Source organism: Rhodocista pekingensis (assembly GCF_042665545.1).
GTDB lineage: Bacteria > Pseudomonadota > Alphaproteobacteria > Azospirillales > Azospirillaceae > Rhodocista > Rhodocista pekingensis.
Genome location: NZ_JBHTCM010000005.1, coordinates 1 through 23,617, shown reverse-complemented (window position 1 = coordinate 23,617; position 23,617 = coordinate 1). Strand labels below are relative to the sequence as shown.

At 71.9% G+C, this 23,617-nt stretch carries 26 protein-coding genes; 14 read left to right on the top strand and 12 right to left on the bottom strand.

The window, feature by feature from the left end:
• Window positions 1-68 precede the first annotated feature (68 nt).
• Window positions 69-371, top strand: coding sequence for a 4a-hydroxytetrahydrobiopterin dehydratase (locus ACFQPS_RS04145; protein WP_417715164.1), 303 nt, complete (start codon window positions 69-71; stop codon window positions 369-371).
• A 28-nt stretch (window positions 372-399) separates the two neighbouring features.
• Here the strand turns inward: ACFQPS_RS04145 and arsB are convergent, their stop codons facing one another.
• The 3 genes from arsB to ACFQPS_RS04130 form a co-directional block, all read right to left on the bottom strand.
• On the bottom strand, window positions 400-1,458 hold the full coding sequence (arsB, locus tag ACFQPS_RS04140; protein ID WP_377356691.1) for an ACR3 family arsenite efflux transporter: 1,059 nt from the start codon (window positions 1,456-1,458) through the stop codon (window positions 400-402).
• Complete coding sequence (locus ACFQPS_RS04135) at window positions 1,455-1,997, bottom strand: arsenate reductase ArsC (RefSeq protein ID WP_377356689.1); 543 nt, start codon at window positions 1,995-1,997, stop codon at window positions 1,455-1,457. The genes arsB and ACFQPS_RS04135 overlap by 4 nt, the downstream gene beginning before the upstream one ends.
• A gap of 70 nt (window positions 1,998-2,067) precedes the next feature.
• Complete coding sequence (locus tag ACFQPS_RS04130; RefSeq protein WP_377356687.1) at window positions 2,068-2,439, bottom strand: ArsR/SmtB family transcription factor; 372 nt, start codon at window positions 2,437-2,439, stop codon at window positions 2,068-2,070.
• Window positions 2,440-2,550: 111 nt separating this feature from the next.
• Here ACFQPS_RS04130 and ACFQPS_RS04125 point away from each other — a divergent pair, with 111 nt between their 5' ends.
• Complete coding sequence (locus ACFQPS_RS04125) at window positions 2,551-2,955, top strand: four-helix bundle copper-binding protein (protein ID WP_377356685.1); 405 nt, start codon at window positions 2,551-2,553, stop codon at window positions 2,953-2,955.
• Between the two features lie 45 nt (window positions 2,956-3,000).
• Here the strand turns inward: ACFQPS_RS04125 and ACFQPS_RS04120 are convergent, their stop codons facing one another.
• The 4 genes from ACFQPS_RS04120 to nadA all read right to left on the bottom strand — a co-directional run bounded on the left by ACFQPS_RS04120 (window position 3,001) and on the right by nadA (window position 7,627).
• The gene (locus ACFQPS_RS04120) at window positions 3,001-3,651 is read right to left on the bottom strand and encodes a nucleotidyl transferase family protein (RefSeq protein WP_377356684.1); all 651 of its coding nucleotides are present in this window, start codon (window positions 3,649-3,651) and stop codon (window positions 3,001-3,003) included.
• A 335-nt stretch (window positions 3,652-3,986) separates the two neighbouring features.
• Window positions 3,987-4,841: a carboxylating nicotinate-nucleotide diphosphorylase gene (gene nadC / locus ACFQPS_RS04115; RefSeq protein ID WP_377356682.1), complete on the bottom strand. Its 855-nt coding sequence runs from the start codon at window positions 4,839-4,841 to the stop codon at window positions 3,987-3,989.
• Between the two features lie 69 nt (window positions 4,842-4,910).
• Window positions 4,911-6,587, bottom strand: a complete 1,677-nt coding sequence (locus ACFQPS_RS04110) for an L-aspartate oxidase (protein WP_377356680.1) — start codon at window positions 6,585-6,587, stop codon at window positions 4,911-4,913.
• A gap of 26 nt (window positions 6,588-6,613) precedes the next feature.
• Window positions 6,614-7,627, bottom strand: coding sequence for a quinolinate synthase NadA (nadA, locus tag ACFQPS_RS04105; RefSeq protein WP_377356679.1), 1,014 nt, complete (start codon window positions 7,625-7,627; stop codon window positions 6,614-6,616).
• Between the two features lie 310 nt (window positions 7,628-7,937).
• Between nadA and ACFQPS_RS04100 the strand changes: the two genes are divergently transcribed.
• Window positions 7,938-8,273: a type II toxin-antitoxin system TacA family antitoxin gene (locus ACFQPS_RS04100; protein WP_012568136.1), complete on the top strand. Its 336-nt coding sequence runs from the start codon at window positions 7,938-7,940 to the stop codon at window positions 8,271-8,273.
• Window positions 8,257-8,775 (top strand): GNAT family N-acetyltransferase, encoded by a 519-nt coding sequence (locus ACFQPS_RS04095; RefSeq protein ID WP_377356678.1) that lies wholly within the window; start codon window positions 8,257-8,259, stop codon window positions 8,773-8,775. The genes ACFQPS_RS04100 and ACFQPS_RS04095 overlap by 17 nt, the downstream gene beginning before the upstream one ends.
• A 13-nt stretch (window positions 8,776-8,788) precedes the next feature.
• On the opposite strand, the gene ACFQPS_RS04090 is transcribed toward ACFQPS_RS04095, so the two are convergent.
• Both ACFQPS_RS04090 and ACFQPS_RS04085 read right to left on the bottom strand, forming a co-directional pair.
• Complete coding sequence (locus tag ACFQPS_RS04090) at window positions 8,789-10,006, bottom strand: class I SAM-dependent rRNA methyltransferase (RefSeq protein ID WP_377356677.1); 1,218 nt, start codon at window positions 10,004-10,006, stop codon at window positions 8,789-8,791.
• An 85-nt stretch (window positions 10,007-10,091) separates the two neighbouring features.
• Window positions 10,092-10,604 (bottom strand): hypothetical protein, encoded by a 513-nt coding sequence (locus tag ACFQPS_RS04085; protein WP_377356676.1) that lies wholly within the window; start codon window positions 10,602-10,604, stop codon window positions 10,092-10,094.
• Window positions 10,605-10,960: 356 nt separating this feature from the next.
• On the opposite strand from ACFQPS_RS04085, the gene ACFQPS_RS04080 reads away from it, so the two are divergent.
• Both ACFQPS_RS04080 and ACFQPS_RS04075 read left to right on the top strand, forming a co-directional pair.
• Window positions 10,961-11,698: a Crp/Fnr family transcriptional regulator gene (locus ACFQPS_RS04080; protein WP_377356674.1), complete on the top strand. Its 738-nt coding sequence runs from the start codon at window positions 10,961-10,963 to the stop codon at window positions 11,696-11,698.
• Window positions 11,699-12,071: 373 nt separating this feature from the next.
• Complete coding sequence (locus ACFQPS_RS04075) at window positions 12,072-12,299, top strand: hypothetical protein (RefSeq protein WP_377356673.1); 228 nt, start codon at window positions 12,072-12,074, stop codon at window positions 12,297-12,299.
• Window positions 12,300-12,323: 24 nt separating this feature from the next.
• Here the strand turns inward: ACFQPS_RS04075 and ACFQPS_RS04070 are convergent, their stop codons facing one another.
• From ACFQPS_RS04070 to ACFQPS_RS04060, 3 genes are all read right to left on the bottom strand, one after another.
• On the bottom strand, window positions 12,324-13,190 hold the full coding sequence (locus ACFQPS_RS04070; protein WP_377356671.1) for an alpha/beta fold hydrolase: 867 nt from the start codon (window positions 13,188-13,190) through the stop codon (window positions 12,324-12,326).
• Window positions 13,191-13,293: 103 nt separating this feature from the next.
• Entirely contained in the window at window positions 13,294-14,067 is a 774-nt protein-coding gene (locus tag ACFQPS_RS04065) for a ChrR family anti-sigma-E factor (protein WP_377356669.1), read from the bottom strand.
• On the bottom strand, window positions 14,064-14,765 hold the full coding sequence (locus tag ACFQPS_RS04060; RefSeq protein ID WP_377356667.1) for a sigma-70 family RNA polymerase sigma factor: 702 nt from the start codon (window positions 14,763-14,765) through the stop codon (window positions 14,064-14,066). Before ACFQPS_RS04060 ends, ACFQPS_RS04065 begins: the two co-directional genes overlap by 4 nt.
• A 218-nt stretch (window positions 14,766-14,983) precedes the next feature.
• Between ACFQPS_RS04060 and ACFQPS_RS04055 the strand changes: the two genes are divergently transcribed.
• The 8 genes from ACFQPS_RS04055 (at window position 14,984) to metK (ending at window position 23,465) form a co-directional block, all read left to right on the top strand.
• Window positions 14,984-15,526, top strand: a complete 543-nt coding sequence (locus tag ACFQPS_RS04055) for an invasion associated locus B family protein (RefSeq protein ID WP_377356665.1) — start codon at window positions 14,984-14,986, stop codon at window positions 15,524-15,526.
• Between the two features lie 294 nt (window positions 15,527-15,820).
• Window positions 15,821-17,221, top strand: coding sequence for a tRNA (N6-isopentenyl adenosine(37)-C2)-methylthiotransferase MiaB (miaB, locus tag ACFQPS_RS04050; RefSeq protein ID WP_377356663.1), 1,401 nt, complete (start codon window positions 15,821-15,823; stop codon window positions 17,219-17,221).
• On the top strand, window positions 17,218-18,252 hold the full coding sequence (locus ACFQPS_RS04045) for a PhoH family protein (protein ID WP_377356661.1): 1,035 nt from the start codon (window positions 17,218-17,220) through the stop codon (window positions 18,250-18,252). The genes miaB and ACFQPS_RS04045 overlap by 4 nt, the downstream gene beginning before the upstream one ends.
• Window positions 18,253-18,262: 10 nt before the next feature.
• Window positions 18,263-18,991, top strand: coding sequence for an rRNA maturation RNase YbeY (gene ybeY / locus ACFQPS_RS04040; RefSeq protein WP_377356659.1), 729 nt, complete (start codon window positions 18,263-18,265; stop codon window positions 18,989-18,991).
• A 2-nt stretch (window positions 18,992-18,993) separates the two neighbouring features.
• Entirely contained in the window at window positions 18,994-19,941 is a 948-nt protein-coding gene (locus ACFQPS_RS04035; protein ID WP_377356657.1) for a hemolysin family protein, read from the top strand.
• The gene (gene lnt / locus ACFQPS_RS04030; protein ID WP_377356656.1) at window positions 19,938-21,554 is read left to right on the top strand and encodes an apolipoprotein N-acyltransferase; all 1,617 of its coding nucleotides are present in this window, start codon (window positions 19,938-19,940) and stop codon (window positions 21,552-21,554) included. Before ACFQPS_RS04035 ends, lnt begins: the two co-directional genes overlap by 4 nt.
• A 112-nt stretch (window positions 21,555-21,666) precedes the next feature.
• Window positions 21,667-22,116 (top strand): helix-turn-helix domain-containing protein, encoded by a 450-nt coding sequence (locus tag ACFQPS_RS04025; protein WP_377356654.1) that lies wholly within the window; start codon window positions 21,667-21,669, stop codon window positions 22,114-22,116.
• A 185-nt stretch (window positions 22,117-22,301) separates the two neighbouring features.
• A complete protein-coding gene (gene metK, locus ACFQPS_RS04020; protein WP_377356652.1) occupies window positions 22,302-23,465 on the top strand; it encodes a methionine adenosyltransferase in 1,164 nt (387 codons plus the stop codon).
• Window positions 23,466-23,617 lie beyond the last annotated feature (152 nt).

Here is a 23,617-nt window from a genome sequence, read left to right as displayed (position 1 = left end):
GTCAACGGCGGCGGGGCCGCCGCGATGCCGCGGGGTCTCCGGACAGAAACGACGGCAGGGAGGAGAGCATGGCGACGGCACTGACAGGGGCACTGACGGGCGCGGCACGGGCCGAGGCGCTGGCGGGGCTGGCGGCGTGGCGGGAGGTGGACGGGCGCGACGCCATCCGGCGCAGCTTCGTCTTCCCCGACTTCAACGCCGCCTTCGGCTTCATGACCCGGGTGGCCCTGCTGGCGGAGACGATGAACCACCACCCGGAATGGTCCAACGTCTACAACCGGGTCGAGGTCACGCTGACGACCCACGACGCCGGCGGCGTCACCGCGCTCGATGTCCGCATGGCCCGCTTCATGGACGACCTCGCCGGCTGACCGGCGGCGGGAACGCCCCCGGTGCCGCTCAGTCCGCCGGGAAGTACCGGCGGGTGCGGTTCGCCAGCGCCACCAGCGACAGCATCACCGGCACCTCCACCAGCACGCCGACGACGGTCGCCAGCGCCGCCCCGCTGTCCAGCCCGAACAGGCTGATGGCGACCGCCACCGCCAGCTCGAAGAAGTTGGAGGTGCCGATCAGCGCCGCCGGGGCGGCGATGGCGAAGGGGATGCGCCAGATCCAGGCCCAGGCATAGGCGATCAGGAAGATGCCGTAGCTCTGCACCAGCAGCGGCGCCGCGATCATCGCGATCAGCAGCGGCTGCGCCAGGATGCGTCCGCCCTGGAAGCCGAACAGCAGCACCACCGTGGCCAGCAGCCCGACCACCGTCCAGGGCTTGCAGCGGGCGGTGAAGGCGGCCACGGCGGCCGCGCCGCCCCGGCGTTCCAGCCGCCGCCGGGTGGCGTAGCCGGCCGCCAGCGGGATCACGACATAGAGCAGCACTGCCAGCAGCAGCGTGTCCCACGGCACCGCCACCTCCGTCACCCCCAGCAGCAGGGCGACCAGCGGCGCGAAGGCCAGCACCATGATCAGGTCGTTCACCCCGACCTGGACCAGCGTATAGGTGGCGTCGCCGCGGGTGAGCTGGCTCCAGACGAAGACCATGGCGGTGCAGGGCGCCACCCCCAGCAGGATCAGCCCGGCGATGTACTGCTTGGCGTCGGCCGGGTCCACGAAGTCGCGGAACAGCCCCTCGAAGAACAGCACGCCCAGGGCCGCCATGGTGAAGGGCTTGATCAGCCAGTTCACCACCAGCGTCACCGCCAGCCCCTTCGGCTTGTCGCCCACCCGGCGCAGGGCGGCGAAGTCCACCGACACCATCATCGGGTAGATCATCACCCAGATCAGCAGGGCGACGACCAGATTGACGTTTGCCACCTCCAGCCCGCTCAGCAGCCCGAACAGGCCGGGCGCGACGCTGCCCAGGGCGATGCCGCCGGCGATGCAGAGCGCCACCCAGAGCGACAGCCAGCGCTCGAACAGGCCGAGCGGAGCGGCCCCGCGGTCGTCGGCGACGGCGGTCATGCCGCACCCCCGGCCGGCGTCGCGCCTTCAAGCGGTGCCGCGCCGATCTCGTCCAGCCGGCGCTTCAGGCTCAGCCGGTCCAGGGCACGGATCGGCAGGTTGACGAAGATCTCCAGCCGGCGGTGGATCATGCGGTAGACGTCCGCCGCCACGGCATGCTTCTCCGCCTCCGGGCCGGTGACGGCGGAAGGGTCGGGGAAGCCCCAGTGCGCCGTCATCGGCTGCCCCGGCCAGATCGGGCAGACCTCGCCGGCGGCCTGGTCGCAGACGGTGATGACGAAGTCCAGCGCCGGTGCGTCCGGACCGGCGAACCCGCTCCAGTCCTTGGAGCGGGCGCCGGACAGGTCGTACTTCAGGCTGGTCAGCAGCGCCCGCACGGTCGGGTTCAGCTGCCCCGACGGATGGCTGCCGGCGCTGTAGGCGCGGAAGCGGCCGCCGCCGATCCGGTTCAGGATGGCCTCGGCCATGATGCTGCGGGCGCTGTTGTGGGTGCAGAGGAAGAGCACCGAATAGACGCGGGTGCTGTCGGTGTCGGCCATGGTGGTCCTCTCCTGGCTGGCAGTCGCTGGGGCTGGCGGTCCCTGGGTGGTCCGTGGTCCGGTGCGGGGATCAGCCGCCTGGCGGGCGGCAGGAAGGGTCCGGGCAGCCGGAACCGGCGCCCGGCGAACCGGTGCCGGGAACGGCGCACAGCTCCGGCCGGCCCTGGCAGCAGTCCTCCAGCAGGAAGGCCATGAGCCGCCGCGTGCCGTCCAGATCCGTGGCGTAGAAGACCTGCCGCTGCACCCGCCAGGAGCGCAGCAGCCCCGCCCGCTCCAGCGCCGCCAGATGGTGCGAGAGGGTGGACGCCGCGACGCCTGCCACCGCCGCGATGTCCCCCGCGCTCAGCCCCTCCGGCCCCCGGCGCACCAGCAGGCGGAAGACGGTCAGCCGGGTATCCTGGGCCAGGGCGGCCAGCGCCTCGACGGCCTTTCTTGTTTCCATGTTTCGACGATAATCGAATTATCGAAGCGTGTAAAGGCCCGGGAGGAAACCAATCCGGCCGCCGGCGGTTCTTCCCGGATCGTGACCCGATCCCCGAACCGGAGACCGACCATGTCAATGCGCGAGATGATCGCCGCCCATCCCGATGTCCGCGACGACCTGAACCCCGCCCTGGCCGCCTGTATCGAGGAGACGCTGGCCTGTGCCCGGACCTGCACCGCCTGCGCCGACGCCTGTCTGGCGGAAGGCATGGTGGCCGAGCTGCGCCAGTGCATCCGGCTGAACCTGGACTGCGCCGATCTCTGCCTTGCGGTCAGCGCCGTGGCCAGCCGGCGGACCGGCGGCAACGTGCCGGTGCTGCGCGCGGTGCTGGACGCCTGTGCCCTGGCCTGCCGCCGCTGCGGCGAGGAATGCGCCCGCCACGCCGGGGCGCACGCCCACTGCCGCCTCTGTGCCGAGGCCTGCACCCGCTGCGAGACGGCCTGCCGGGAGGCGCTGGACAGCCTGCCGGCCTGATCCGTCCCGACAGGGCGGGCCGGCTGGAGCGGCCGGCAGGGAGAATCAGGCGGCGCGGGGGGCGCCGACGGCCAGCAGGTCGGCCAGCGCCTCCGGCTCGGCCGCGTACCGGCCGAAGGGGGACGCCGCCCCGCCCGTCAGGCGCAGGATCAGGCCCGCCAGCGCCTCGCGCGCATCCTCCCAGGAGATGCCGGAGAGGAAGCGCAGGCGCAGCGTCTCCGTCCGCGGCGGCTCGGCCAGCCGGGCGTAGAGCCGGTAGATCACGCTGCCGTCGGGGTCCTTCGGCAGGCCAGCGGGGCGCCCGTCGTCGTCCAGCGAGGCGACGAAGGCGCGCACGGCCCCGGCCTCGGGAAACAGCGGCAGGGCGGCCAGCAGGCCCGCATCGTCATCCCCCTCTGCCGCGTCGGGCAGCCGCAGGGCCGGCGCGCCGGCCGGCCCGACCCGCAGGCGGGCATCCTCCGCCAGCCCGAAGGCCAGCAGCGCCGCGGTGAAGCGGTGCAGGGCAGTGTCCGGCAGGGACGGGGCGGGCGGCAGCAGCGCCACCAGGGTGCGGCAGCGGCGGGAACGGGCGACGGCTGGATGGATCAGGCGGGGCAGATGGGAGAGGTCCAGCGTCTCGGGCACGGCCACCTCCACCGCGGCGGCGGTGACCGGAGGCGATATCCCGCAGACCAGCGGGGAAACGGCGAGCGTCATGGTGCAGCCCTTGCGGTTGCAGGGTCGCCGGAGTGCGTGTCGGGGGTCTGGACGGGCCGCGGGGAGCGGAGGGAAGCGACCAGGACCACCGACTTGCGCCGGCGGCCCTTGGTTCATCGTCAGAAGCGCGAACGGTGGGCCGCCATGTCGGTGGTCCACCAATAAAACGAAAAGGATGGAAAGCTCTTCGTCATCGACGCGCAACTCCGTAAGGCCGACAGGGGTATCACGGTCCGGCGGCCGGCGCAACCGGGTGCGGCACCGTTGCCCTGCCCCCCCGGATGCGCGCCCCGCCGGCGCCCCTGCCCCGCGGCATTGCCGGCGCGTCCGGCGGCTCAGACCGGCTCGAAGTCCAGCCCGATGTCGAAGTTCCGCACGCTGTGGGTCAGCCAGCCGAGCGAGATCAGGGTGACGCCCGTCTCCGCCACGGCGCGCACGCTTTCCGGCGTGATGCCGCCCGACGCCTCGGTGATCATGCGGCCGCCGACCATCGCCACCGCCTGGCGCAGCGTGTCCGGGGCCATGTTGTCCAGCAGCACGGCGTCCACCGGCAGGGTCAGCAGCTCGGCGAGCTGCTCCAGCGTGTCCACCTCGACCTCGATCTTCACCATGTGCCCGGCACGGGCGCGGGCGCGCTGCACGGCGGCGCGCAGGCCGCCCGCGGCGACCAGATGGTTGTCCTTGATCAGCACCGCGTCGTCCAGGCCGAAGCGGTGGTTCTGGCCGCCGCCCACGCGCACCGCGTACTTCTCCAGCGCGCGCAGGCCGGGGGTGGTCTTGCGGGTGCAGACGATGGCCGCCCCGGTGCCGTCGATCGCCCGGACCAGCGCCGCCGTCTGGGTGGCGATGCCGCAGAGCCGGCCCAGCAGGTTCAGCGCCGTCCGCTCGGCCGAGAGGATCGGTCGCGCCGCCCCCTCCACCACGGCCAGCACGCCGCCCGGCTCCACCGCCGTGCCGTCCGGCGCCTCGATGCGGACGGCGAGCGTCGGGTCCAGCAGGCGGAAGGCCAGCAGGGACGGCTCCAGCCCCGCCACGATGCCGGCCTTGCGCGCCCGCAGCGCGGCGCGCGCCCGGGCCCGCGTGGAGACGCAGGCCTCGGCCGTGATGTCGCCGGCGGGCCCCAGATCCTCCAGCAGGGCGCGGCGGACCAGATCCTCGTAGAGGAGCGGATAGGGCGGGGAATGGTACATCGGAGGGTCCCGGTGGAAGGCGGCGCCGCCGCCCGGTTGTTTCGGAAATGGAATGAACTGGGGCGGCTCTCAGTCGGAGCCGGCGAGCGCCAGCTCCGGCGGTTCCGCCGCGGCAACGGTTCCCGCATCCGCGGGGCGGTCGAGGGTCAGGGTCTGGTGCCGGCGCCAGACCTCGCGCGGCTCCGGCCAGTCGGTGCGGCAGTGGGCGCCGCGGCTTTCGCGGCGGGCCAGGGCCGCCTGCACGATCAGGCGGGAGACGATCAGGCGGGAGCGCAGCTCCGCCGCCGCCCGCACCCGCTCCCCGGCAGCGCCGGCCGGCCCGGTCATGGCGGCGCGCGGCAGCCCGTCCGCCTCCCGCTGCACCCCGGCCAGGGCGGCGGCCGCGGCCTCCAGCCCCGCACCGTCGCGCACCAGCCCGCAGCCGGCGGACATGACGGCGCGCGCCCGGCCCGACAGCGCCTCCAGCGCCGCGGCGTCGGCCGGCAGCGCCGGGACCCGGGGCACCGGCACGGGCGGCAGCGCGGGCACCGGGCCGGCCAGGATGGCGGCGGCGGCGCGCTCGGCGAAGACCAGGGCCTCCAGCAGCGAGTTGGAGGCCAGCCGGTTCGCCCCGTGGACACCGGTGCCGGCCACCTCGCCGCAGGCCCAGAGGCCGGGCACGTCGCTGCGCCCGTCGCGGTCGGTGGCGATGCCGCCCATGTGGTAGTGCGCCGCCGGCGCCACCGGCACCGGCCGGCGGGCCGGGTCGATCCCGGCCTCGGCGCAGATGCCGGCCACGGTGGGGAAGCGCGCCGCGCCGCCCGCCGCCCAGATCGCGCGCAGGTCCAGGAGGACCGGCTCGCCGCGGGCGATGCGGCGGCCGATGGCGCGGGCCACCACGTCGCGCGGCGCCAGCTCGGCCAGCGGATGCTCCGCCGGCATGAAGCGGCGGCCCGCGCCGTCCAGCAGCAGCGCCCCGGCGCCGCGCAGCGCCTCCGTCAGCAGGGGCGTGCGGCCCGGCGCGTCGCTGGCGAGCGCAGTCGGATGGAACTGCACGAACTCCAGATCGCGCAGGCCCGCCCCGGCCAGGGCGGCCAGCGCCAGCCCGTCGCCCGTCGCCTCGGCCGGGTTCGTGGAATGACGGTAGAGCTGGCCGATGCCGCCCGTCGCCAGCAGCACGCTGCCGCAGCGGTGGAAGACCCAGCCCCCGCCGTCCCCCCCATCCGCGTCGGCCCCGGCATGGAAGGCCAGCAGGCCGCAGACCCGGCCGCGCGCCCGCACCAGCTCCCAGGCCACGGCCCCGGTGCGGACCGTGATGTGCGGCGCCTGCCGCACCCGCTCCGCCAGCCAGCCGACCACGGTGCGGCCGGTGGCGTCGCCGCCGGCGTGCAGGATGCGCGGGGCGGAATGCGCGGCCTCCCGCCCGACGGCGGGCCGGCCCTGGGCGTCGCGGTCCACCGGCAGCCCGGCCGCGATCCAGGCGGCCAGCCGTTCCGCCCCGTCGCGGGCCAGCAGGTCCGCCAGGACGGGATCGGTCAGGCCGGCGCCGGCCTCCACCGTGTCGGCGGCGTGGGCCTCGGGCGTGTCGTCGGCGCCCAGCGCCGCGGCGATGCCGCCCTGCGCCCACAGGCTGGAGCCGCCGGGCAGCCCTTCCGTCTTGGTCAGCAGCGTCACCCGGCGCGGCGCCAGCCGCAGCGCCGCGACCATGCCGGCAAGGCCGGAGCCGACCACCAGCACGTCGGTGCAGGACACGGCGACGCCGTCCATGATGCTCCCTCCTCCCGCCGCGCGGGTCAGCGGCTCAGCTCCAGCATGCGGTCCACGGCGCGGCGGGCGCGCGCGGCCACGGCCGCATCGACCTCTACCCGCGGCTCCAGCGTCGTCAGCGATTGCAGGATGTTGGACAGGGTGATGCGCTTCATGTGCGGGCACAGGTTGCAGGGCTTCACGAACTCCACCGCCGGGTTCGCCGCCTCCAGATTGTCCGCCATGGAGCATTCGGTGACCATCAGCACCCGCTTCGGCTGCTGTGTCTCCACGAAGCCCTGCATCTTCGCGGTGGAGCCGACGAAATCCGCCTCCGCCAGCACGTCGGGCGGGCATTCGGGGTGGGCGATGATGATCAGGTCGCCATGGAACTGCCGGCGGTAGGCGGCGAGCTGCTCCCCGGTGAAACGCTCATGCACCTCGCAGTGACCCTTCCAGGCGATCACCTTCTTGCGCGTCTGCGTCGCCACCCACTGGGCGAGGTATTCGTCGGGGATGCAGAGCACGCTGTCGCCGGGCAGCGCCTCGATCACGTCCACCGCGTTGCCCGAGGTGATGCAGACATCGCTCTCCGCCTTCACCTCGGCCGAGGTGTTGACATAGGTGGCGACCGGCACGCCGGGATAGCGCTCGCGCAGCAGGCGCACGTCGGCCGCCGTGATGCTTTCGGCCAGGGAGCAGCCGGCGCCCGCGTCCGGGATCAGCACCGTCTTCTCCGGGTTCAGGATCTTGGCCGTTTCGGCCATGAAATGGACGCCGGCCAGAACGATCACGTCCGCGTCGGTCTTCGTCGCCTCGCGCGCCAGGGCCAGGCTGTCGCCGACGATGTCGGCCACGCAATGATAGATCTCCGGCGTCTGGTAGTTGTGCGCCAGGATGACGGCGTTGCGCTCCCGCTTCAGCCGGTTGATCGCCTGCACCAGCGGCGCGTGGAACGGCCATTCCACCTCCGGAATGACGTGGCGGACGCGGTCGTAGAGCGGCCGGGTCGCCGCGGCGACGGCGGGGGTGTAGGCAAGGTCCATCTCGGCGATGGCCATGGGGACGTCCTCCGGTTCCGGCCCGCGTCCGGCCGGCGGGAAGCGGCGGACGGGACTTATGCTCGAATTGAGCATTTATGTGGTTATGCTCCCCCAGAGTAAAAGGGGGAGTCAAGCCGGACCTGCACGCTGCGTCACAGCGCCGTCATATTTTCTTCCGGGTGTCGCTTTCCGATCGGGGAAGCGGCACGGGCAACGCCCCCGGACGGGCGGTTCTCCGGCGCCTTGGAGACCCCTGTCGGTATGGTTTGACAAGTGAAACGATGAGGCCCATGGTTGTCCGTACATTTACCGGACAAAGGGAACGGCGATGTCAGCAGTGACGGATCTGGGGCGGCTTCCCGATACCCTGGCGGCCGCGGCCGACGAACGGCGGAGCGACCGGATGGAACAGCGCGTGCGTCCCTCGGTGAAGCGGACGATCGAGGCGGCGGCGCTGCTGGCCGGGCAGGACACCTCCGACTTCGTCACCAAGGCCGCCTTCGACCGGGCGCTGGCGGAGCTGGAGACGCGCTTTTCCACCCGTCTGCCGATCCAGCAGTTCGAAGCCCTTGCCGCCGCCCTGGACACCCCGCCCTCGCCCAGCAGCGCCCTGCGCGATCTGATGGACGTCTATGAGCGGGTGGTGGATGAACCGATCTGCTGAGACGCTGCCGCGCCTCCGCATCGAACCGCTGGGACCGGAGCATGTGACGGCCGGCTTCGACGCCGGGATGCCGCTTGTGAACGCATACCTTGCGGACGCGCTGGCCTTGCAGGCCGTGCATCTGGGCCGCGCCTTCGTGGCGGTGGAGAGCGGGGACGCGCGGGTGCGCGGCTTCTACACCCTGCACGGCCACCGCATCGACGGCTGGCGGACGGGGGCGGCGGCGAAGCTGCGCCCCGACGCCGCGGCGGGCGCCATCCGGATCGCCGGCTTCGGCGTGGACCGGCGCTACCGCGGGCGGGGCATCGGCACCCTGCTGTTCGCCGACGCCCTGCGCCGGGCGAAGCGCGTCAGTTCGGAGGTCGGCATCCAGGCCGTCGTTCTGGATGCCACCGACGAGCGGGCGGAGGCGTTCTACCGCGGCTACGGCTTCAGCCCCGTGGGGCCGCCGGACGAGGCCCCGCCCGGCCGTCTCTGGCTGCGCATCGCCGACGTACCCTGAGGGCGCGCCGCCGTCAGTCCAGCGCCAGCACCATGGCCTTCAGGTACTGCGTCTCCGGCAGCAGCGGGTGTACCGGATGGTCCGGGCCGGCACCGGCGAAGCGCAGGATGCGGGAGTCGCGCCCCGCCTCGGCCACGCCGCGGGCGACCTCCTGGTGGAACAGCGGCGGCTCCATGTTGTGCGAGCAGCTCGCCACCAGCAGCAGCCCGCCGGGGGCGGTCAGCCGGGCCGCGGCCTTGGTCATCTTGCGGTAGGCGCGGCTGCCGACGGCCAGATCCTTGCGCGACTTCACGAAGGCCGGCGGATCGCAGATCACCACCTCCCAGCGCTGCCCCTCGGCCACCAGCTTCTCCAGCTCGTGGAAGGCGTCGGCCTTGCGCGCCTCCACCCGGTCGGCGCAGCCGTTGGCCGCGGCCGCCTTCTGGGCGATGTCGAGGGCGGCCTGCGAGCGGTCCACCAGGGTGACGTGCGCGGCACCGCGGGCCGCGGCCAGCACGCCGAAGCCGCCGGTGTAGGTGTAGAAGTCGATGGTGCGCTTGCCGCGGCAGAGGTTGGCGATGAAGGAGCGGTTGTCGCGCTGGTCGAAGAACCAGCCGGTCTTCTGCCCGCCCGAGAGGTCGGCGAAGAAGGTGGCGCCGTTCTCCTCCACCGGGATCAGGCCGGAGACCTCGCCCTTGGCGACGCGCACCTCCTCCGGCAGCCCCTCGTAGGAGCGGGCGGCGCTGTCGTTGCGCAGCACGATGGCACGCGGCGCCAGCACCGTGTCCAACGCCTCCAGGATCTCCGGCAGGCGGGCGTCCATGGCGACCGTGTTGGCCTGCACCACCAGCACGTCGCCGTAACGGTCCACGATCAGCGCCGGCAGCCCGTCGCTCTCGGCATGCACCAGCCGGTAGAAGGGCCGGTCGAACAGGCGCTCGCGGATTTCCAGCGCGCGGCGGATGCGGGCGGCGAAGAAGCCGGCATCGACGCGCACGGCCGGGTCGCGCGACAGGAAGCGGCAGGAGATCAGGGTGTGCGGGTTGAAGGTGGCGATGCCCAGGAAGGCACCGCCGGCATCCAGCACCCGCACGATGGACCCGGCCGGCAGCGCCTTGGCCGCCGTGTCCATCTGGACCTCGTTGGAATAGACCCAGGGATGGCCGTGCTGGGCGCGCTTGTGGCGTCCGGCCTGGAGACGGAGAACGGGATAGTCCTTGGCGGACGCGGGGGCGGGGGCGATGTCGGTCATGGGCGCGGAAGATAACGCCGCCGCGCCGGCTTGCAACGGTCCGCCGCGCATTGCCGCCGCGCATTGCGACGGACGGAGCCGCGACTCAGCCCGCGGCTTCCGCCGGGGCGAGGGACTTGCACAGGCGCACGCCCTCGCTGACGAGGCCGAGCTGGAGGATGCGGTCGTACTGGGATCCGGCCGGCGGCTTGGGCAGCGACAGGTGGATGGCGTCGCAGCGGAGCTGGCGGGCCAGCCGGTCCATCTCCGCCAGCAGCGCCTCGGCGATGGCGGCGGGGTCGAACATGTCCGCCGCGACCATCAGGTCCACCTGGAGCACCTTGCCGTGGCAGAGATTGGGCAGCACCGTATAGGCGAACAGACCGTGGATGTAGCCGTGGCGGAGCTGGGCCACGATGATCCCGGTCGGCTGCGCGATCGGCAGCTTCACCACCTTGCCCGGGGCGGCCCCGATTTCCGCCGGAGTCGCCCCGATCATCTCGGCCGCATAGGCGCGCCACCGCTCCAGCCCCAGCCGGGGCAGGACGGTCTGAACGACGGGGAAGGCCTGGTCGATGCGCCGGGCGTCCAGCGGCTTGGCAACATAGCTGTCAGGCATGGTGCTTCCGGTATTCACGCCGGTCCAGACTGGCCCGCCGCCCCGGAAAAGACCTTGACTTGGATCAAGACCAGTTCCCGGAGACCCGCCCGTTCGGGGTAACTCCCTGCCTGGACAGTCCAGATTAGACATTACGAGAGATGCCGCGGCTTTCTGAAGCAGCCGCGCCGTCACGACTGCGCAAGACCCTTGAAAACTTGTGAGTATCGGGAGGTTCTGCTTGCCCGCGACCTGCCTGTGGCGGGTCCACCGCCAATGTGCGCAACTGCCACAACGGCCGCGCACCTTAGGGCGGTTGCCAATTTACAGCGTTGGGCGCATTATTCGCCCGCAACATGGGTCGTCGGGAGTCGGCAATGCCTCCGTTCGATATGGGGAGGGTCAGGGACCTGAATGCGCATGCCGACATAAACCCGTGCGGCGCCTGCCCGGTCCGTTCCCTGACGGTCTGCGCCGCCCTGGAGGTCGAGGAGCTGCGCCGTCTGGCCGAGATCCTCCAGACCGTGCGGCACGAGGCGGGGCACACGATCTTCGCCGAAGGCGATCCGGCCGAGACGCTCTACAACGTGACCGCCGGCACCATGAAGCTCTACAAGCTGCTGCCCGACGGGCGGCGGCAGATCACCGGCTTCCTGCTGCCGGGGGATTTCCTGGGCCTGTCGGTCAACGACACCTATGCCTATTCCGCCGAATCCGTCACCCCGGTGACGCTCTGCCGCTTCCCCCGCCGGCGCATGGACGCGCTGCTGGAGGAATTCCCCAAGATGCAGCGGCGGCTGTTCTCCATGGCCTCGAACGAGCTGGCGGCGGCGCAGGACCAGATGCTGCTGCTCGGCCGCAAGACGGCGAAGGAGAAGATCTGCTCCTTCCTGATGATGCTGTCGCAGCGGGCGCAGCGCCGCGGCCACAAGGAGAACCCGGTGCATGTGCCGATGAGCCGGGCCGACATCGCGGACTATCTCGGCCTGACGACGGAAACCGTCAGCCGCACCTTCACCCAGCTCAAGACCAGCCGGGTGATCTCCCTGCTCGAAGGCAACAAGGTCCAGATCCACGACATGGACCAGATCTTCGACCTCGCCGAGGGGGCCTGATCCCCCGGCGCGCGCGCCGATCCGCCCCCTGCCCCGCCCCTGGCGGCCCCGCCTTTCCCTCCGATATCCCCGGCGTCCGTTCTTTCGCCCATTCATTCTGCGGCGGAACCGTTTACCCATTCTTCACGGGTGACGCGCCATCCTGTCCCCGTTGTCCCGACGGACGGCCCCCGACCGGAAAGAACGGCCGCGGCATGCCCGTCCCTGTCCGCCGGTCCGCACACGGCCCGGCCGGGAAGAGTCCGCGCCCCATGGGACGGGCGCCGGTATGACAAGTGATGGCACAGTCTGCGGAACCGGACGGGACCAGGGAGCCTGGGGCCGGATCGCCTGTTGGTCTTTCCGGATGCAACGGCGCAAGGAGAGGACGACCATGCCGGGCAGGACCGCCCCGCCGCTTTCGCCCCCCCAGGACCCGCACGACCTTGTCGGCCGCGATGTCTTCGTGGACGGCATGGGCATGATCGGGCGCTGCACCGCGCTGGAGGGGCGCTGGGCCATCATCGAGGATGCCGGCGGCCAGGCGTCGGCGGTGCCGGCGGGCAACTGCCTGCTGCTGCCGTCCCCGCCCCCGCCGGAGAGCGGGCGCGCCGCGGCCTGACCCCGCGTCAGCCGTGACAGACTCTCACACCGAATCCATGAAGGCCGCCAGATCGGCGGCGAAACGGTCCGGCCGCTCCTGGAAGGGGGCATGCCCCACCCCGTCATAGAGATGCAGCCGGGCCTGCGGCAGCAGCCCGGCCAGATGCCGCGCCAGATCGGGCAGGACCACCGGGTCCTCCGCCCCGTGGACGATCAGGGCCGGCCCGCCATAGGCCGCCAGCACCGGGTCGAAATCCGCCTCCCGCCGCATCATCCCCCAGCGCACGGCCGGCGGCACGCTCATGGTCGCGGCGATGCCGGTCTCCAGATCCTCCGCCGCCACGGGCGCCACCGTCATGCCGTGTGCCAGCGCCCGGCAGGCCGCCACCTGGGCCGCGAAGTCGCCGCCCATCAGGGCCGGGAAGTGCTGCCGGCCGAGCGGCCCCATGAAGGGCCGCGCCGCCGGTCCCAGCCGCGGGCAGGCCCCGGCCAGCACGATGCCGGCCACCCGGGCCGCGCCGTGCCGGCGCAGATGGTCGGCCAGCACCGCCCCGCCATAGGACCAGCCGACCAGCACCGCCTTCTCCACCCCCAGCCCGTCCAGCGCCCCGGCCACGTCGTCGGCCCAGAGGTCGCCGTCGGCATAGGGACCGGGGGCACCGCCCGTCGCCGACGGCCGGTCGGAGCCGCCATGGCCGCGCAGGTCCAGGGCCAGCAGGCGGAAGCGCGCGGCCAGCGGCCCCTGGAACAGGGGACGCCAGGCCAGCGCACTCTGGCAGAATCCGTGCAGGAACAGGATCGGCGGGCCGGCGGGATCGCCCGCCTCCAGCACCGACAGACCGATGCCGCCACCGCCTTCGACGCGATGGGCCACCGGATGGGCCCGGACCGGGTCCTGCGTGTCCGTCATGGCGACTGCCCCCCTCACGGCGATACCGGAACCGGGGTAGCGCGCCCGGACCCGGCGGCCAAGGGCAATGGCCGGATCCGCCCGCCGGGCGGGCAGCCGGGGATCAGGAGCGGATGAAGGGGTTCAGCAGCCGTCCGAACGGGCCGGTCAGGCGCAGCGGGGCGTCGGTGACGGCGATGCAGATGCATTCCCCGTCGCTGTCGGCCACGGGGCCGTGATCCACCTCCGCATCCGTCGCGGCGAAGTCGCCGCGCAGATAGTGCAGCCCGCCGTCGCGGTAGCCGCCCTGGAGCACCAGGGTCAGTTCGCTGCCCCGGTGCGTGTGCCGCGGCACGGCGATGCCGGGGTGGATGCGCATCAGCTTGACCTTGGCGTCGCCGCCGCAGGGCACCATCACCTCTTCCACCCCGCGGACGATGCGGGTCCAGGAGAGGCCGCCCAGGTCGCGGCCGACATAGCTGCGCAGCGGTTCGGGCAGCACCGGGGCGGTGGCCGTGCGCCGGATGGCGCCGGCCGCGGCGCTGCGGGTGGCCGTGGCACGGGTGCCGCGCAGGCCGGCGGCCGGCGGCGGCGCCAGCAGCGTGTCACCGCCGGGCGCGTCCAGCCGGGCCATCACGGCGTCCAGCAGGGCGTCGGAGACGGGGGCCGCCGGCATCTCCTCCAGCAGCGCGCCGCCCACGGCCTCCAGCCGGCGCACCTCGGCGCGGCAGTGCGGGCAGAGCGCCAGGTGCGTGGCGACGATCAGGCTCATCGCCTCCGGCAGGGACCCGGCGGCATAGGCGACCAGCAGGTCGTCCCCCGGATGGTACTGGACCGGGGACGCGCCACCGCGCCGCCGCTCCATCCCGTCCCGCTGCATCTGGAACTGATCCGTCATCGCTCGTCCCCCATGGCGGTCCGCAGGCGGGCCAGGGCCAGCCGCAGCCGGGACTTGACGGTTCCCAGGGGCAGGTTCCTCTCGGCCGCGATCTGGCTGTGCGGCTTGTCCTCGAAATAGGCCATCATCAACAGGTCCGCCTGTTCTGCCGGCAACTGCCGGATCGCCCGGTGCAGCCGTTCGTTCCGTTCTTCCGCCTCGTGCGCGCGGTCGACCGGTTCAACCTCGGTCTCCGGCACCAGGGCCGGGTCGTCCGGGTCGATCTCCGGCCGCCGCTCGCGGCGCAGCAGGTCGATGCGCCGGTTGCGGGCGATGGCGAAGATCCAGGTCGAGGCCGTCGCCAGCGCCGGATCAAAACTGTCCGCCCGCCGCCAGACGCTGACCATCACCTCCTGCACGATCTCCTCGGCCGCGCCGGCCTCCATCCCCTGCCGCAGCAGGAAGGACTTCAGCCGCGGGGCGAAGTACTGGAACAGCATGGCGAAGGCGCCGCGGTCGCGCTCACGGCCGACCCGGAGCAGCAGGGCCCCCAGCCGTTCCGCGACGGCGCCGTCCACCGGCGCACGCCGCACCGCCGTCCGGTCGCCGCCCGCCGGCACGATCCCGTCCATCGGACCGATTTCGTCCATCGAGCCGATTTCGTCCATCGAGCCGACATCGTCGGCCGGCACGACTTCGTCCATCGGTATCGTGTCCATGGCCTTTCCCGCCCGGGAATCGGTCCGGAAACCGGGGAATATTCCCGGATCGAACCGTCCGAATACCGGACTATAAAGGGCCATCTGGTCCATCGCCACCTGATACGGGCGCGTCCGCAAAATGGATCACAGCCGCGCCGGGATAATTTGCGCCTTCGATCCGCCACGCTTTTCCGCTACAGAACTAGGATGGATTCCGGTTTCCGCCAGGCTTGCCCATGCGACTTGCCGAACGTCTGACCGCCGCCATCGCGCTGGCCTCCCTTTCCCTGGCCGGGCTGACGCTGCCAGCCGGCACGGCCCAGGCCGCTGAACCGCGCCTTCTTGGCACGTACCGCGACTGGAACGCCTTCACCATCGAGGAGGGGGGCGGTCCCGTGTGCTGGATGGCGAGCAAACCCAAGAAGCAGGAAGGCGACTACAGCCGCCGTGACGACGCCTTCGCCCTGGTCACCCACCGCCCGCAGGAGAAGGTGGTGGACGTGGTCAGCTTCGTGGCCGGCTATGCCTTCGCCGAAGGCAGCGAGGTGACCGTCCAGGTCGGCGGCCAGAGCTTCAAGCTGTTCACCGACGGCGATACCGCCTGGGCACGCGACGACCAGACCGACCGCGCCCTGGCCCAGGCCATCCGCCAGGGCACCACCATGGTGGTGCGCGGCACCTCCTCCCGCGGGACGCGCACGGTGGACACCTACAGCCTGTCCGGCACTTCCGCCGCCTATCAGGCGATCAACAAGGCCTGCGGCATCTCCGGCGGCTGATCTCCCGACCGCCTGCGCCTCTGCCCGCCCTCCCCTGCCCGCCCTCCCCTGTCCGCCGCTCCCCAGCCGCGACGGGGGGCGACCGGCGGGCGCTGTTGAGGGCACCGCCGACGCGCATCGTTCACGAGCGCCGTTGACTGCGGCGCCGGGGTGCTTATCTTTGCGGCTCGGCGTGGCCCGCGCGATGCGGGCCGCGCCTTCCGTGCTACCCTGCGGGGCGCCACCCTGCGGGGCGATGGCGGGCTGCCGGCGCGCGGGACTTGGCCCGGACCGCCGGGACGGCTGGGGACAGGCTTGAAGAAGAAGCTCTACATCAAGACCTACGGCTGCCAGATGAACGTCTACGACAGCGGCCGCATGGCCGATGTCCTGGCGCCGCTGGGGTACGAGCCCACCGACGCGCCCGACGGCGCGGACATGGTCATCCTGAACACCTGCCACATCCGGGAGAAGGCGGCGGAGAAGGTCTATTCCGACCTGGGCCGGCTGCGCCCGCTCCAGGCCGCCCGCGCGGCCACGGGCGGCCGCATGATCGTCGCCGTCGGCGGCTGCGTCGCGCAGGCCGAAGGGGCGGAGATCATGATGCGGGCGCCGCATGTGGACATGGTGTTCGGCCCGCAGACCTATCACCAGCTTCCCGAGATGGTGGCGCGCGCCGTGCGCGGCACCGGCGGCGTCGTCAACACCGACTTCCCGGTGGAGAGCAAGTTCGACAGCCTGCCCGAAGAGGGGGCCTCCCCGTCCGGGCCGTCCGCCTTCCTCTCGGTGCAGGAGGGCTGCGACAAGTTCTGCACCTACTGCGTCGTGCCCTACACCCGCGGCGCCGAGTTCTCCCGCCCCGCCGCCCAGGTGCTGGCGGAAGCCGCGCGGCTGGTGGCGGACGGCGTGGTCGAGATCACCCTGCTGGGCCAGAACGTCAACGCCTACCATGGCGACGGGCCGGACGGCACCCCCTGGGGCCTGGGCCGGCTGGTCCGGGAGCTGGCGGAGATCGACGGGCTGGCCCGCATCCGCTACACCACCTCGCACCCCAACGACATGGACGCGGAGCTGATCGCCGCCCATGCCGAGGTGCCGCAGCTCATGCCCTTCGTGCATCTGCCGGTGCAGTCGGGCAACGACCGCATCCTCCAGGCGATGAACCGCAGACACACGGCGGACGACTATCGCCGCGTGGTCGAGCGCATGCGGGCGGCGCGGCCGGATCTGGCGCTCAGCAGCGATTTCATCGTCGGCTTCCCCGGCGAGACCGACCAGGAATTCGCCGACACGCTGCGGCTGGTGACGGAGATCGGCTACGCCCAGGCCTACAGCTTCAAGTACAGCGCCCGGCCCGGCACCCCGGCCGCGGCGATGGACGGGCGGCAGGTGCCGGAAAGCGTGAAGGCCGAGCGGCTGGAAGCGTTGCAGCAGCTCCTGACGGCGCAGCAGACGGCCTTCAACACGGCCTGCGTCGGCCGCGTGCAGCCGGTCCTGTTCGACCGCCGCGGCAAGAAGCCGGGCCAGCTTCTGGGCCGAGGGCCCTGGATGCAGGCCGTGCATGCCGAGGCGCCGGAACGTCTGCTCGGCCGGATCGTTGAGGTGCGCATCAGCGACGCCCACGCCAACAGCCTGTCCGGCACGGTCGTGGTCGGCGAGCACGTCCACGCGCATCCCGTCGCGCCCGAGACGGCCAGTGCGGAGGCAGGGGTTTGACGCCGGGTTCCCCCGCGCCCACGGGCGACCGCCGCATCGACCTGACCTTCGACGACAACCGCCTGTTGCCGCTGCTGTTCGGTGAGCATGAGCAGCATCTGAGCCGGATCGAGAAGCGGCTGGGCGTCAGCCTGATCTCCCGCGGGAACCTGCTGACCATCGCCGGCCCCGAGGACGAGGCGCAGGCCGCCCGCTCGGTGTTCGAGGCGCTGTGGGAGCGGCTTAAGGCCGGCATGGCGGTCGGCGTGGCCGAGGTGGACGCCGCCATCCGCATGGCCGGCACGGCCGACGCGGCGCTGCGCGACCAGGTGCTGTCCAGCCTTTCCAACCCCAATGCCGGGCTGCGCACCAAGCGCCGGGTCATCGCCCCGCGCTCCCCGACCCAGGCACGCTACCTGGAGGCGCTGGCGGAGAACGAGCTGGTCTTCGGCCTGGGGCCGGCCGGCACGGGCAAGACCTATCTGGCCGTGGCGCAGGCCGTCTCGCTGCTGATCACCGGGCAGGTGGACCGCATCGTGCTGTCCCGCCCGGCGGTGGAGGCGGGCGAACGGCTGGGCTTCCTGCCCGGCGATCTGAAGGACAAGGTCGATCCCTATCTGCGCCCGCTCTACGACGCGCTCTACGACATGCTGCCGGCGGAACAGGTGCAGAAGCGCCTGACCACGGGGGAGATCGAGGTGGCGCCGCTGGCCTTCATGCGCGGCCGCACCCTGGCGAACTCCTTCATCATCCTGGACGAGGCGCAGAACACCACGGCCATGCAGATGAAGATGTTCCTCACCCGGATGGGCGAGGGCAGCCGCATGGCCATCACCGGCGACATCACCCAGATCGACCTGCCGCCGGGCCAGAAGTCCGGCCTGAAGGACGCGCTGGCGATCCTGCGCGACATGCCCGGCGTCGCCTTCGTCACCTTCACCGAGGCCGACGTGGTGCGCCACCATCTGGTCGCCCGCATCGTCCGCGCCTACGACGCCGCTGCCCGCGAGGACGCGGCGCGCAAGGCGGGCGGCCCGGGGACCCCGCCATGAGTCCCCTGCCATGACCGATACCCTGACCCCGGGCGCGGCCGCCCCGCATGCCGTGGACATCTTCGTCGCCGTGGAGAGCGGCGGCTGGGAGACGGACCTGCCCGATCCCACCGCCCTGGTCCTGACCGCGGCCGAGGCGGCGCTGGCGCGCGGCGAGGGCGTGCCCGACGGCCCGGCCGAGCTGTCCGTCGTGCTGGCGGACGACGCCACGGTGCAGACGCTGAACCGCGACTACCGCGGCAAGGACAGGCCGACCAACGTGCTGTCCTTCGCGCTGCACGCCGACGGCGGGGACGGTCAGGACGACGATCCGGAGGGGGATCTCCCCGATGGGGAAGACCTCGACGGGGAAGACCTCGACGGGGAAGACCTCGACGGGGAAGACCTCGACGGGGAGGCCCCCGGAGATGACGACCCGGAAGATTCACTGGCGCAAGTGACCGCACCTCCCGTATTGTTGGGTGATGTGATCCTTGCCTACGAAACCGTGGTGCGTGAGGCGGGCGAACAGAACAAGCCCCTGGCGGACCACCTGACCCATCTGGTCGTCCATGGAGTCCTGCACCTGCTGGGCTACGACCACATCACCGATCCCGATGCGGAGCGCATGGAGCGCCTCGAAACGGAGATTCTCGCCGGACTCGGCATTTCCGATCCCTACGCCGGGCAGGAGGGCCATCGTGCGCCCGACGACCCCGGCCGGGACCCCGCCGATCCGGCCCCACCACCGCCGAAATGACGATGGCCGACCTCAGCGACAGTCGATCGCCCCGCGATGACGGGGCCGACGACAACACTTCCCTCTCCCACCATTTCCGGGGCTGGCTGCGCGCCATCCTCGGCGGGCGTGGCGACAACACGCTGCGCGAGACGATCGAGGAACTGATCGAAGAGAACGGCGATGCCGCCGAAGGCTCGATCGGCGCCAGCGAGCGGACGCTGCTGGCGAACATCCTCAAGCTGCGCGACCGCACCGTCGTGGATGCGATGGTGCCGCGGGCGGACATCGTCGCCGTCTCGGCCGACATCGGCCTGCCCGACCTGATCCGGCGGTTCTCGCTGGAGGCGCACAGCCGGATGCCCGTCTACCGCGAGACGCTGGACGATGTCATCGGCATGGTCCACATCAAGGACGTGCTGGCCTGCGTCGCCAACCAGAAGCCCTTCGACATGGCCGCCATCACCCGCGAGGTGCCGATCGTGGCCCCCAGCATGCCGGTGCTGGACCTGCTGCTGCACATGCGCCAGACGCGCCAGCACATGGCGCTGGTGGTGGACGAGTTCGGCGGCATCGACGGGCTGGTCACCATCGAGGATCTGGTCGAGGAGATCGTCGGCGAGATCGAGGACGAGCACGACGAGGACACCGAGCCCCGCGTCGTCGCGCGGCCCGACGGCAGCGTCATCGCCGATGCCCGCGTGCCCATCGAGGATTTCGAATCCCAGGTCGGCCGCGTCTTCCAGGAGGACGAGCTTCAGGACGTGGACACGCTGGGCGGTCTCGTCTTCTCCCTTGCCGGCCGGGTGCCGGCCCGGGGCGAGCTGCTGAAGCACCCGTCGGGCCTGGAGTTCGAGATCGTGGACGCCGACCCGCGCCGGATCAAGCGGCTGCGGGTGCGCAATCTCCAGGTCGTCGCCCCCGGGCCGGCGGCCGCCACCGGTGCCACCGCGGGAGCCGCCATCTCGTGACCGACCGCCTGACCGTCCCGGCCGCCGGCGCCCCGCTGGGCGACCGGGCGGTCCGCTTCGTGCGCGCGCTGCCGGCGCTCGCCGGCTGGCGCCGCTACGCCATAGCCTTCGCCGCCGGGGCCGCGGCCGTGCCGGCGCTGCCGCCGGCGCATCTCGTCCCGCTGCTCTGGCTGGCCTTCCCCGTCCTGGTCCTGCTGCTGCGCGGGGCGGAGCGGGACGGCGGGCTGCTGCGCGGCCGCGCCTTCTGGACCGGCTGGTGGTTCGGCTTCGGCCATTTCGTCTTCGGCCTCTACTGGATCAGCGTCGCGCTCTGGACCGACATCGGCCGCTGGTGGTGGGCCGTGCCCGTCGCCGTCTGCGGCCTGCCGGCGCTGCTGGCCTTCTTCCCCGCCCTGGCGGCGCTGCTGCACGGCTGGCTCCGGGTCCGCCTGCGCCTGACCGGCGTGACGGAGGCGCTGGCCTTCGCCGTGGCCTGGGCGGTCCTTGAGTGGCTGCGGGGCCATGCCGCCACGGGTTTCCCCTGGAACCTGACGGGCTATGCCTGGACCGGCGTGCTGCCGGTGCTGCAATCCGTCTCGGTCGTCGGCATCTACGGGCTGAGCCTTCTCACAGTGGCCGCCGCGGCCGTGGCCACGACCCTGGCCGAGGGCCGCTGGCGTCCGCCGGCGGTGGCCCTGCTGCTGCTGGCCGTGCTGGCGGCCTGGGGCGGCTGGCGCATGGCCGGAACGGAGGGGCGCCGCGTCGAGGGCGTGGTGCTGCGGCTGGTGCAGCCCGCCATCCCGCAGACCCTGAAATGGGACCGGGAGGCGCGGGAGGACAATCTGCGCCGCCACCTGGAGCTGTCCGCCGCCCCCGGCCGGGAGCGCGTGACCCATGTCGTCTGGCCGGAGACGGCCGTGCCCTTCTTCCCCGAGCGCGACGGCTGGGTGACCCAGGTGATCGCCCGGGCAGCGCCGCCGGACGGGCTTCTGCTGACCGGCATCCCGCGCCTGGGCATGCGCGACGGCGCCTACACGGTGACGAACAGCATGGTCGCCGTCGATCCCGCCGGGGCCATCGTCGCCAGCTTCGACAAGTTCCATCTGGTCCCGTTCGGCGAGTACCTGCCCTTCCGCTTCCTGCTGCCGGCAGGCATGCAGGCGGTGGCGGCGGTGGGCATGGACACCAGCCCCGGTCCGGGCCCGCGCACGCTCGCGCTGCCCGGCCTGCCGCCGTTCAGCCCGCTGATCTGCTACGAGGTGATCTTCCCCGCCGCCGTGACGCCCGCCCCCTCGCTTCCGGGGCCCCGGCCGGCCTGGCTGCTGAACCTGACCAACGACGCCTGGTACGGCGAGACGGCCGGGCCGCACCAGCACTGGGCCATCGCCCTGACCCGGGCGGTGGAGGAGGGCGTGCCGCTGGTGCGCGCGGCCAATACCGGCATCTCCGGCGTGGTCGACCCCTATGGCCGGACGGTGGGCCGGCTGGCGCTGGGCAGCGCGGGTGTGCTCGATGCAGCCCTGCCCGCAGCGCATGAAGGACCCACACCTTACGTACAGTACGGGGACTGGTTTTTCGTCTTAACCATCCTGTCCATGCTGATCCCCATTGGTTTTTTCGCCCGGAAGACGTAGAAGTCCAGCAGGATTGCCCATGCTGGCATGCCGCCTTCTGCGGCCCCGCTCCCTTGACGCATACGATCGTGTGGGCTAGCTTCCGGTTGACCATTCACTGGAGGTTGAGGCGATGCAGACCGCAACTCGGGGCCGTCGTGGTGGCGGCGGCCGACCCAAACTAGGCAAACCCAATCCTGTGGACGTCCATGTCGGATCGCGCGTGCGCCTGCGGCGTACCCTTCTCGGCATGAGCCAGGAAAAGCTGGGTGAAGCCATCGGGCTGACCTTCCAGCAGGTCCAGAAGTACGAGCGCGGCGCCAACCGGATCGGCGCTTCCCGTCTCTACGACCTGTCGCGCGTGCTGGACGTTCCCGTCTCCTTCTTCTTCGACGACATGCCCTCGGACGATGCGCCGCGCCCGACCGAGCAGGCCCACGCGGACGGCGAGCCCGATCCGATGGCCAAGCGCGAGACGCTGGAACTGGTCCGCGCCTACTACCGGATCACCGAGCCGGCGGTGCGCAAGCGCATCTTCGAGCTGACCAAGGCCGTCGCCCACGCATCGGCCGAGACCGCCTGAGCCGCGCTCCGGCGCGGACCGTGGACGGGCAGGCCGGCAGGGAGCAACACTCCCGCGCCGAAGGCGCGCACCGCTTGGCCCTTGACCGCCTTTCCCAAGATTGCGAGAACAGCCCGCCCGGGTCATTTTCCGGGCGGCGGTTCCCATCGGCGGCGCCCGCCACAACAGCAAAGGTCGAGACACCCGTGGCCAAGTCTAACTACGTCTTTACCAGCGAGTCCGTGGCGGAAGGGCATCCGGACAAGGTCTGCGATCGGATCTCTGACGCCGTTGTCGATCTCTTCCTGACGCACGACCCCTACGCCCGCGTCGCCTGTGAGACGCTCGCCACCACGAACCGCGTCGTGATCGCGGGCGAGGTGCGCGGCCCGAAGGCGGCGCTGGACCAGGTGGAGACGGTCGCGCGCCACGCGGTGAAGGACATCGGGTACGAACAGGACGGCTTCCACTGGGAGAAGTTCGAGTTCACCTGCCACCTGCACCAGCAGTCGGCCGACATCGCCATGGGTGTCGATGCCGGCACCGACAAGGACGAGGGCGCCGGCGACCAGGGCATCATGTTCGGCTACGCCTGCGACGAGACGCCGGCGCTGATGCCCGCCCCGCTGTTCTACAGCCACTCCATCCTGAAGAGCCTGTCCGAGGCGCGGCATTCCGGCGCACTCGCCTGGCTCGGCCCGGACGCCAAGAGCCAGGTCAGCCTCCAGTACGTGGACGGCCGCCCGGTCCGCGCCACCTCCGTCGTCGTCTCCACCCAGCACGCCGAGAGCGTGCCGCAGGAGGAGATCCGCGAGGCGGTCCGCCGGCATGTGCTGGGCGTGCTGCCGGACGGCTGGATGTGCCCGGAGGACACGTTCTACGTGAACCCCACCGGCCGCTTCGTCATCGGCGGCCCGGACGGTGATGCCGGCCTGACCGGCCGCAAGATCATCGTCGACACCTACGGCGGTGCCGCCCCGCACGGCGGCGGCGCCTTCTCGGGCAAGGACCCGACGAAGGTGGACCGCTCGGCTGCCTACGCCGCCCGCTATCTGGCGAAGAACGTGGTGGCCGCCGGCCTCGCCCGGAAGTGCACCATCCAGCTCAGCTACGCGATCGGCGTCTCCTATCCGCTGTCGGTCTACATCGACACGGCCGGCACCGGCCAGGTGGACGAGGACAAGCTGTCCGACGTGCTGCGCCAGTTGATGAACCTGTCGCCGCGCGGCATCCGCGAGCATCTGAAGCTGAACCGCCCGATCTACGCCCGCACTGCCGCCTACGGCCATTTCGGCCGCGAGCCGGACGCGGACGGCGGCTTCTCCTGGGAGAAGACGGATCTGGTGGACGCGCTGCGCCGCGCCTTCTGATCCCGTCCCCGGGACTGTCTTGGACGGCCCGCCGGTCCCCCGGCGGGCCGTTCGCGTTTTCTGCCCGCGCTTGCGCCCTGTCCCGACGCACGGCTAGAGCATTTCCGTTTTATACGGAAGCATATCCTGAGTTGCTGAGATAGTTGGCGCAT

Excerpts from the sequence above, each read along its gene's own strand:
- ACFQPS_RS04145 (WP_417715164.1), top strand. The coding sequence starts at position 69 with ATGGCGACGGCACTGACAGGGGCACTGACGGGCGCGGCACGGGCCGAG.
- arsB (WP_377356691.1), bottom strand. The coding sequence starts at position 1,458 with ATGACCGCCGTCGCCGACGACCGCGGGGCCGCTCCGCTCGGCCTGTTC.
- ACFQPS_RS04135 (WP_377356689.1), bottom strand. The coding sequence starts at position 1,997 with ATGGCCGACACCGACAGCACCCGCGTCTATTCGGTGCTCTTCCTCTGC.
- ACFQPS_RS04130 (WP_377356687.1), bottom strand. The coding sequence starts at position 2,439 with ATGGAAACAAGAAAGGCCGTCGAGGCGCTGGCCGCCCTGGCCCAGGAT.
- ACFQPS_RS04125 (WP_377356685.1), top strand. The coding sequence starts at position 2,551 with ATGTCAATGCGCGAGATGATCGCCGCCCATCCCGATGTCCGCGACGAC.
- ACFQPS_RS04120 (WP_377356684.1), bottom strand. The coding sequence starts at position 3,651 with ATGACGCTCGCCGTTTCCCCGCTGGTCTGCGGGATATCGCCTCCGGTC.
- nadC (WP_377356682.1), bottom strand. The coding sequence starts at position 4,841 with ATGTACCATTCCCCGCCCTATCCGCTCCTCTACGAGGATCTGGTCCGC.
- ACFQPS_RS04110 (WP_377356680.1), bottom strand. The coding sequence starts at position 6,587 with ATGGACGGCGTCGCCGTGTCCTGCACCGACGTGCTGGTGGTCGGCTCC.
- nadA (WP_377356679.1), bottom strand. The coding sequence starts at position 7,627 with ATGGCCATCGCCGAGATGGACCTTGCCTACACCCCCGCCGTCGCCGCG.
- ACFQPS_RS04100 (WP_012568136.1), top strand. The coding sequence starts at position 7,938 with ATGTCAGCAGTGACGGATCTGGGGCGGCTTCCCGATACCCTGGCGGCC.
- ACFQPS_RS04095 (WP_377356678.1), top strand. The coding sequence starts at position 8,257 with ATGAACCGATCTGCTGAGACGCTGCCGCGCCTCCGCATCGAACCGCTG.
- ACFQPS_RS04090 (WP_377356677.1), bottom strand. The coding sequence starts at position 10,006 with ATGACCGACATCGCCCCCGCCCCCGCGTCCGCCAAGGACTATCCCGTT.
- ACFQPS_RS04085 (WP_377356676.1), bottom strand. The coding sequence starts at position 10,604 with ATGCCTGACAGCTATGTTGCCAAGCCGCTGGACGCCCGGCGCATCGAC.
- ACFQPS_RS04080 (WP_377356674.1), top strand. The coding sequence starts at position 10,961 with ATGCCTCCGTTCGATATGGGGAGGGTCAGGGACCTGAATGCGCATGCC.
- ACFQPS_RS04075 (WP_377356673.1), top strand. The coding sequence starts at position 12,072 with ATGCCGGGCAGGACCGCCCCGCCGCTTTCGCCCCCCCAGGACCCGCAC.
- ACFQPS_RS04070 (WP_377356671.1), bottom strand. The coding sequence starts at position 13,190 with ATGACGGACACGCAGGACCCGGTCCGGGCCCATCCGGTGGCCCATCGC.
- ACFQPS_RS04065 (WP_377356669.1), bottom strand. The coding sequence starts at position 14,067 with ATGACGGATCAGTTCCAGATGCAGCGGGACGGGATGGAGCGGCGGCGC.
- ACFQPS_RS04060 (WP_377356667.1), bottom strand. The coding sequence starts at position 14,765 with ATGGACACGATACCGATGGACGAAGTCGTGCCGGCCGACGATGTCGGC.
- ACFQPS_RS04055 (WP_377356665.1), top strand. The coding sequence starts at position 14,984 with ATGCGACTTGCCGAACGTCTGACCGCCGCCATCGCGCTGGCCTCCCTT.
- ybeY (WP_377356659.1), top strand. The coding sequence starts at position 18,263 with ATGACCGATACCCTGACCCCGGGCGCGGCCGCCCCGCATGCCGTGGAC.
- ACFQPS_RS04035 (WP_377356657.1), top strand. The coding sequence starts at position 18,994 with ATGGCCGACCTCAGCGACAGTCGATCGCCCCGCGATGACGGGGCCGAC.
- ACFQPS_RS04025 (WP_377356654.1), top strand. The coding sequence starts at position 21,667 with ATGCAGACCGCAACTCGGGGCCGTCGTGGTGGCGGCGGCCGACCCAAA.